Below are 6,802 nucleotides of genomic sequence, written 5' to 3'. Positions count from 1 at the left end.
GGCTCCAGCAGCGCGGCCGCCCGCAGATCGGCGTCGTCGGCCAGGAGATGCAGCAGCCCGGCCGGCACCACGAGCGAATCGGCGAAGGCGCCGGGACGGGTGAAGCCCGTCTCGTCATAGCCGCTCGTGCAGAGGCTGGTCGCCCCCTCCCGGCAGCGCTCGCAGCGCAGACACGCGCGGAAGCCCTCGGCGACGGTCTTACGGTCGAGCAGCCGGGTGTCGACGCCCTCGCCGACGGCGTCGACGGTGCCGGACCATTCGTGGCCGGGCGTGACGGGATACCGGACGTAGCCGGACGGGCGGGTGCCGTCGTAGAGCTCCCGGTCGCTGGCGCAGACGCCCGCCGCGTGGACGGCGATCCGCACCTCACCCGGCCCCGGTTCGGCCCGCGGGCCGGTGACGAGACGGTGCTCGCCGGGCCTGTCGATCACCACGGCCCGGGCCTCCGCGGTCGCCGTCGCCGTCACGCCTGCTCACCCCGTCCGGCCCTGCCGACGATCGCGGGGGCACGCTTCTCCCAGCCCTCGGCCCACAGGTCGAACCGCGCCTGCTGCTGGGGGAACTCCGCCGCGGCGTCGGTGTCCAGCTCGACCCCCAGGCCCGGCGCCTCGGGCAGGGCGAAATAGCCGTCCACGACCTGCGGTGCTCCCTTGACCACCGCGCTGATCTCCGCGTCGGCGAAGTCGTTGAAGTGTTCGAGGATCTTGAAGTTGGGCGTGCAGCCCGCCAGTTGCAGGGAGGCAGCGGTGAGCACCGGCCCGCCGACGTTGTGCGGGGCGATGAGCGTGTAGTGGGTCTCGGCGGTGGCGGCGAGCTTCCGGGCCTCCAGGATGCCGCCGATGTGGCCGACGTCCGGCTGGATGATGTCGGCCGCCTGTGACTCGAACAGCTCGCGGAACTCGGTGCGGTCGTGGATGCGTTCGCCCGTCGCCACGGGCACCTCCACCTTCTCGGCCACCTTCGCCAGTGCCTTGAGGTTCTCCGGCGGCACCGGCTCCTCCAGCCACGCGGGGGCGAAGGGCGCCATCTCGCGGGCCAGCCGCACCGCCGTCGACGGGCTGAACCGCCCGTGCATCTCCAGCATCAGCTCGGCCTCCGGGCCGATCGCGTCCCGTACGGCCTCGATCAGCGAGACCGCGTAGCGCGTGCCGGCGTGGTCCAGCTCGAAGTGGCCGGTTCCGAACGGGTCGATCTTCAGCGCGCGGTAGCCCCGCGCGACGACGGCCTGTGCCGCCTTGTGGTACGCCTCCGGGGTGCGCTCGGTGGTGTACCAGCCGTTCGCGTACGCCTTCACCCGGTCGGTGACCTTGCCGCCGAGCAGCTGCCAGACCGGGACGCCCAGCGCCTTGCCCTTGATGTCCCAGCAGGCCATCTCCACGCAGGCGATGCCGGACATCACGATCTCTCCGGCCCGCCCGTAGTCGCCGTACTTCATCCGCCGCACCAGGTCCTCGACCGCGAACGGGTCGGAGCCGGTGATGTGGTGGGCCGCCGCCTCGCGCAGGTAGCCCACCAGCGCGTCGGTGTGGCCGAGCATCCGGGTCTCACCGACTCCCGTGAGCCCGTCGTCGGTGTGCACCTGGACGTAGGTGAGGTTGCGCCAGGGCGTGCCGACGACATGGGTACTGATTCCGGTGATGCGCACGGCCGTCGACCCTTCACCCTGCTTGTTGTCCGAAATCTCGAACGACGTTCGAAATGGTGCCCTGAATGTATTGAGGCGTCGGGAGCGGCGTCAATGGGCCGTGCACGGTTCGTTCAGCACGCGGCCCGGAAGAGGGCGCGGGCCCGGAAGCGACGGAGGGCCTACCGGGATCTCTCTCCGCGCGGCGCGGTGATTCCCCGGTAGGCGAGTTCGGCGAGCTTGCGCTGGCCCGCCTTGCTGGGGTGGAACCAGTCCCAGTGACTCAGCTCGGCCTTGGTGAAGCGGTAGCGGAAGACCGCACCGCCGTCGTAGCGGCAGCGCGGGACCTTCGCGCACTCCTCCTCGAGCACGGCGTTGTACGACACCACCCGGTCGTACACCTCCTGCCGCCGGTCCTGGGCCGCCTTGGTCATCGCCTTCGGATCGCGCAGCATCGACTGGCAGATCCCCAGCCCCCAGACCCGCTCGCCCCACGGGTCCGCGCGCCCCTGGGACCACAGCCGCCTCAGATCCGGCACGCTCGCCACGTACACCTGCGTCGTGGGGCGCGCCTTCCGCAGCGTGCGCAGCGCCGTGCGGAAGCCGGCGCGGAAATCCACCGCCGGGGTCATCTGCGCGGTGGTGGGCCGGCACGCGTCGTTCGCGCCGGCCAGCACCGTCACCAGTTCCGGATCGCGCCGCGCCGCGCGCGTCATCTGGGTGGACAGGTCGGCCATCACGGCGCCGCTGACCGCGTAGTTCCAGCTGTGCCGCGCCGGAGCGGCGTCCACGAGGCGGTGCGCGAGACTCCGCACAGCCGGGTCGGAGCCGGTGACCCAGGAGGCCCGCGTGCAGTCCGCGAGCAGCGAACAGGCGTCGAAGCCACGGGTGATGGAGTCCCCGACCGCGGCGACGGAGGCGGGACGCCGGTCCCATGGCGGCGTGGGGGAGGGGCGCGCGGATCCGGGAGCGCGCTGCTCCGTTCCGCTCCCGCTTCCGCTGCCGTCACCGATCCCGCAGGCCGCCGCGAGAGTGAGCCCGCCGACGAGCACGATGGCGACGGCTCCCGTGGTGGCGAGCCGCCCACGACGGGAAACCGGACCGCCGTCCCCGTGGTCCGCGCTCGTGGCCCGTCGGCTCTGCGGCATCCGGCTCCTCGATTCCCCGTTGTCCGTCCGACGCTACGTCACACGACGTCCACCGGCGCGCGATAGCTTTACCGTGTGCGCTCCTCCGGCTCCCATTGTGCTGGCGTCTGGGGGCTCACGCTCAGCGACAGAAAAATATTACGTCGCGTCACTTCATGTCCCATTCGGGGAGAATTGGTGCCGATGGTGTTTACTATTCGCAACCTCGGCGCTCGTCACGAAGTGACCGGTGGTGCAGGATGTCAGGCGCTGACCCGGCGCGTGACCGGCAGGTGATCGAGGCCGTCGGCGAGAACGGCCCTCGAACCGCACTGGAGGTCCCGGTGACGACACGTGGAGTTCTGTACGTTCACTCCGCACCCCGTGCGCTGTGCCCGCACGTCGAATGGGCTGTGGCGGGGGTACTCGGCGCGCGCGTCAGTCTCGACTGGATCAGACAGCCGGCCTCCCCCGGCACCTGGCGTGCGGAGTTCTCCTGGCAGGGCGAACCCGGCACCGGCTCCAAGCTCGCCTCCGCGCTGCGCGGCTGGCATCTGCTGCGTTTCGAAGTCACCGCCGAGCCCTGTCCCGCCGCCGAGGGCGAGCGCTACAGCTCCACCCCCGAACTCGGCATCTTCCACGCCGTCACCGGCATGCACGGTGACATCCTCATCCCCGAGGACCGGCTGCGGGCCGCACTCGCCCGCGCCTCGCGCGGCGAGAGCGAACTGGAGGCGGAGCTCGCCAAGCTGCTGGGCAAGCCCTGGGACGACGAGCTGGAACCTTTCCGCTACGCGGGAGAGGGAGCACCGGTCCGCTGGCTGCACCAGGTGGTGTGAGCCGGCAGCGACGACACGGTGAGGGGCAGCCCCCCATGGGGCTGCCCCTCACCTTTGCCTGCGTTCGCTTACCCTGCTCGCTTCAGGGCCTGCCGCTCAGACCGTCCGGAAGGCCAGCACGACGTTGTGGCCGCCGAAGCCGAAGGAGTTGTTCAGCGCGGCGATCGTGCCCTCGGGCAGCGCACGGGCCTCGTCGCGGACGATGTCGGCGTCCGCCTCCGGGTCGAGGCTGGTGAGGTTGATCGTCGGCGGTGCCGTGCGGTGCACCAGGGCGAGGATCGAGGCAACCGTCTCGATGCCGCCCGCGCCGCCCAGCAGATGGCCGGTCATCGACTTGGTGCCGGAGATCGCCATGTGGTCGACGTCGTCACCGAAGACCTTGCGCAGCGCCTTCAGTTCCGCGATGTCACCCTGCGGGGTGGACGTCGCGTGCGCGTTGATGTGGGCGACCTCCGCGGGCTTGAGGTCGGTGCGCTCGAGCAGGTGCTGCAGCGCGAGCGCGATGCCGTTGCCGCTCGGCTCGGGCTGCGTGATGTGGTGGCTGTCGGCCGAGATGCCCTGGCCGATGGCCTCCGCGTAGACCCGTGCGCCGCGCTTCTTGGCGTGCTCCGCCGACTCCAGCACGATCACGCCCGCGCCTTCGCCCAGCACGAAGCCGTTCCGCTCGGTGTCGTACGGGCGCGACGCGCCCTGCGGGTCGTCGTTGTTCTTCGACATCGCCATCATGTTGCCGAAGGCGACGATGGGCAGCGGGTGGATAGCGGCTTCCGTGCCGCCGGCGACGACGACGTCGGCCCGCCCGGTGCGGATCATCTCCACCGCGTAACCGATCGCCTCCGAGCCGGAGGCGCACGCGCTGACCGGGGTGTGCACACCGGCGCGCGCGTTGACCTCGAGGCCCACGTTCGCGCTGGGGCTGTTCGGCATCAGCATCGGGACGGTGTGCGGGGAGACGCGGCGGACGCCCTGATCCCTCAGCACGTCGTACTGCCCGAGCAGGGTGGTGACACCGCCGATGCCGGAGGCGACGACCGCGCCGAGGCGGTCGGGGGAGATGCTCGCGTCCTCGCCCGCCTTGGCGGTGAAGCCGGCGTCCGACCATGCCTCGCGCGCCGCCAGCAGCGCGAACTGCGCCGAGCGGTCCAGCTTGCGTGCCTGTGGCCGCGGAATGATCTCGGTCGGCTCGACCGCGATCTGAGCGGCGATCCGTACGGGCAGCTCGGCCGCCCAGTCCTGGGTGAGAGGGCCGACACCGGAGCGCCCGGCGAGCAGACCTTCCCAGGTCGATGCGCTGTCGCCACCCAGCGGTGTGGTCGCGCCGATACCGGTGACGACCACGGAGTGATGGGTCGTGTTCACTGGATTCTTGTCTCCACTGGTAGAGGGTGAGCCGGCTGAACCACCCCACCGGTGCCCGGGGAAGCTTCCCTTGGGCGCGCGGCGGGTGGCGACAAGCGCGTCAGCGCTGTCTCAGCTCTGGTTCTTGAGGATGTACTCGGTCGCGTCGCCGACGGTCTTGAGGTTCTTCACGTCGTCGTCCGGGATCTTCACGCTGAACTTCTCCTCGGCGGCGACGACCACCTCGACCATGGACAGCGAGTCGACGTCCAGGTCGTCGGTGAAGGACTTCTCCGGCTGGACATCCTCGGTGGGAATACCGGCGATCTCGTTCACGATCTCGGCGAGACCGGCGACGATCTCTTCCTGCGTGGCGGCCATTGCGGCGCTCCTTCGCTTCTTCGGGGTCTTCTGATTCTTCTGGTGGTTCTTCGTGGTGCGGTGTTCGGCCACACGCTGCCGCACGGCGCTGTACGGGCTGTGTGGATCTTGACTAGGGGAGGGTAACGACCGTTGCTGCGTAGGCCAGACCCGCCCCGAAGCCGATGACGAGTGCGGTATCGCCGCTCTTCGCCTGTCCGGTCGCCAGCAGCCGCTCCATCGCGAGCGGAATCGAGGCGGCCGAGGTGTTGCCGGTGGTCTCCACATCGCGGGCGACCGTGACGTGCTCCGGCAGCTTGAGTGTCTTCACCATCGAGTCGATGATCCGCATGTTGGCCTGGTGCGGGATGAAGACGTCCAGGTCCGCCGGGGCGACACCGGCGGCATCGAGGGCCTGCTTGGCCACCTTCGCCATCTCGAAGACGGCCCAGCGGAAGACCGTCTGGCCCTCCTGGCGGATGGCCGGGAACTTCTCGACCTCGCCGTCGCGGTAGGCGTCCCAGGCCACGGTCTGGCTGATGACGTCGGACTTGTCGCCCTCCGAGCCCCAGATGCTGGGCCCGATGCCGGGCTCCTCGGCAGGACCGACGATGACGGCGCCCGCGCCGTCCCCGAACAGGAACGCCGTGGAACGGTCGGTGAGGTCGGTGAGGTCGGAGAGCCGTTCGGCGCCCACCACGAGCACGTACTCGGCGCTGCCCTCGACGACCATGCCCTTGGCGAGAGTGAGGCCGTAACCGAAGCCCGCACAGCCGGCGTTGATGTCGAACGCCGCCGCCTTGCCCGCGCCCATCCGGTCCGCGATCTCCGTCGCGACCGCGGGGGTCTGCTTGAAGTGCGAGACGGTCGAGATGACGACCGCCCCCACCTGTTCCGGGACGATTCCCGCGTCGGCGACCGCCTTGCCCGCCGCCTCGAGGGTCATCTCGGCGACGGTCTCGTCCGGGCCCGCCCAGTGCCGGGTCGTGATGCCGGAGCGGGAGCGGATCCACTCGTCGGAGGAGTCGATGTGCTTGAGGATCTCCTCGTTCGGCACGACCCGGGTGGGGCGGTAGCCGCCCACGCCGAGGATGCGTGAGTTCGGGGAACCCTTGGTGGGATTGATCTTCGCGGTCATGCTCTCGAGCTCCTTGAGGCTCAGGCGGTCTGCGTGTGCTCGGCGATCAGCTCGCGCGCCGCGTCGAGATCATCAGGGGTCTTCAGCGCCAGGGTCCGCGCGCCGGGGAGGCCGCGCTTGGCCAGACCGGTGAGGGTGCCGCCGGGGCACACCTCGATGAGTGCCGTGACGCCCATCTTCTGGAAGGTCTCCATGCACTGGTCCCAGCGCACCGGTGCCGAGATCTGGTTGACCAGGCGCTGCACGACCTGCCGGCCGTCCTCGACGGCGGCTCCGTCCAGATTGGACACGTAGGGCAGCGCGGGGTCGGAGACCCGTGCGCCCTCGACGGAAGCGGCCAGGACATCGACGGCCGGTGCCATGTGGTGGGTGTGGA

The 6,802-nt window shown here is 70.3% G+C and carries 8 protein-coding genes; 1 reads left to right on the top strand and 7 read right to left on the bottom strand.

Annotated features, from left to right (window positions below; all coding sequences use genetic code 11):
• From ACRDP3_RS22375 to ACRDP3_RS22365, 3 genes are all read right to left on the bottom strand, one after another.
• Window positions 1–467 (bottom strand): alcohol dehydrogenase catalytic domain-containing protein (locus tag ACRDP3_RS22375; protein WP_431518784.1); only part of this gene is annotated, 467 nt, incomplete at its 3' end.
• Complete coding sequence (locus ACRDP3_RS22370) at window positions 464–1,645, bottom strand: mandelate racemase/muconate lactonizing enzyme family protein (RefSeq protein ID WP_431518783.1); 1,182 nt, start codon at window positions 1,643–1,645, stop codon at window positions 464–466. The genes ACRDP3_RS22370 and ACRDP3_RS22375, both read right to left, overlap by 4 nt.
• 161 nt (window positions 1,646–1,806) lie before the next feature.
• On the bottom strand, window positions 1,807–2,772 hold the full coding sequence (locus ACRDP3_RS22365) for a GDSL-type esterase/lipase family protein (protein ID WP_431518782.1): 966 nt from the start codon (window positions 2,770–2,772) through the stop codon (window positions 1,807–1,809).
• A gap of 323 nt (window positions 2,773–3,095) precedes the next feature.
• Here ACRDP3_RS22365 and ACRDP3_RS22360 point away from each other — a divergent pair, with 323 nt between their 5' ends.
• A complete protein-coding gene (locus tag ACRDP3_RS22360) occupies window positions 3,096–3,590 on the top strand; it encodes a DUF3145 domain-containing protein (RefSeq protein WP_431518785.1) in 495 nt (164 codons plus the stop codon).
• A gap of 96 nt (window positions 3,591–3,686) precedes the next feature.
• Here ACRDP3_RS22360 and fabF read toward each other — a convergent pair whose 3' ends face one another.
• The 4 genes from fabF to ACRDP3_RS22340 all read right to left on the bottom strand — a co-directional run.
• Window positions 3,687–4,949 carry a beta-ketoacyl-ACP synthase II gene (gene fabF / locus ACRDP3_RS22355; RefSeq protein WP_431518781.1) on the bottom strand — a complete coding sequence of 421 codons (1,263 nt, stop codon included), beginning with the start codon at window positions 4,947–4,949 and terminating at the stop codon, window positions 3,687–3,689.
• 111 nt (window positions 4,950–5,060) lie between these two features.
• Window positions 5,061–5,309 (bottom strand): acyl carrier protein, encoded by a 249-nt coding sequence (locus ACRDP3_RS22350; protein ID WP_431518780.1) that lies wholly within the window; start codon window positions 5,307–5,309, stop codon window positions 5,061–5,063.
• A 112-nt stretch (window positions 5,310–5,421) separates the two neighbouring features.
• The gene (locus tag ACRDP3_RS22345) at window positions 5,422–6,426 is read right to left on the bottom strand and encodes a ketoacyl-ACP synthase III (protein ID WP_431518779.1); all 1,005 of its coding nucleotides are present in this window, start codon (window positions 6,424–6,426) and stop codon (window positions 5,422–5,424) included.
• Between the two features lie 20 nt (window positions 6,427–6,446).
• Window positions 6,447–6,802 (bottom strand): ACP S-malonyltransferase (locus ACRDP3_RS22340; RefSeq protein ID WP_431518778.1); only part of this gene is annotated, 356 nt, incomplete at its 5' end.

Source organism: Streptomyces sp. (genome assembly GCF_050698815.1).
Lineage (GTDB): Bacteria > Actinomycetota > Actinomycetes > Streptomycetales > Streptomycetaceae > Streptomyces.
This window is presented reverse-complemented; position numbering and strand designations above follow the sequence as displayed.

What these genes read in the sequence shown, in the direction of transcription:
- ACRDP3_RS22350 (WP_431518780.1), bottom strand. Translation starts at nt 5,309, where the DNA reads ATGGCCGCCACGCAGGAAGAGATCGTCGCCGGTCTCGCCGAGATCGTG.
- ACRDP3_RS22345 (WP_431518779.1), bottom strand. Translation starts at nt 6,426, where the DNA reads ATGACCGCGAAGATCAATCCCACCAAGGGTTCCCCGAACTCACGCATC.
- ACRDP3_RS22365 (WP_431518782.1), bottom strand. Translation starts at nt 2,772, where the DNA reads ATGCCGCAGAGCCGACGGGCCACGAGCGCGGACCACGGGGACGGCGGT.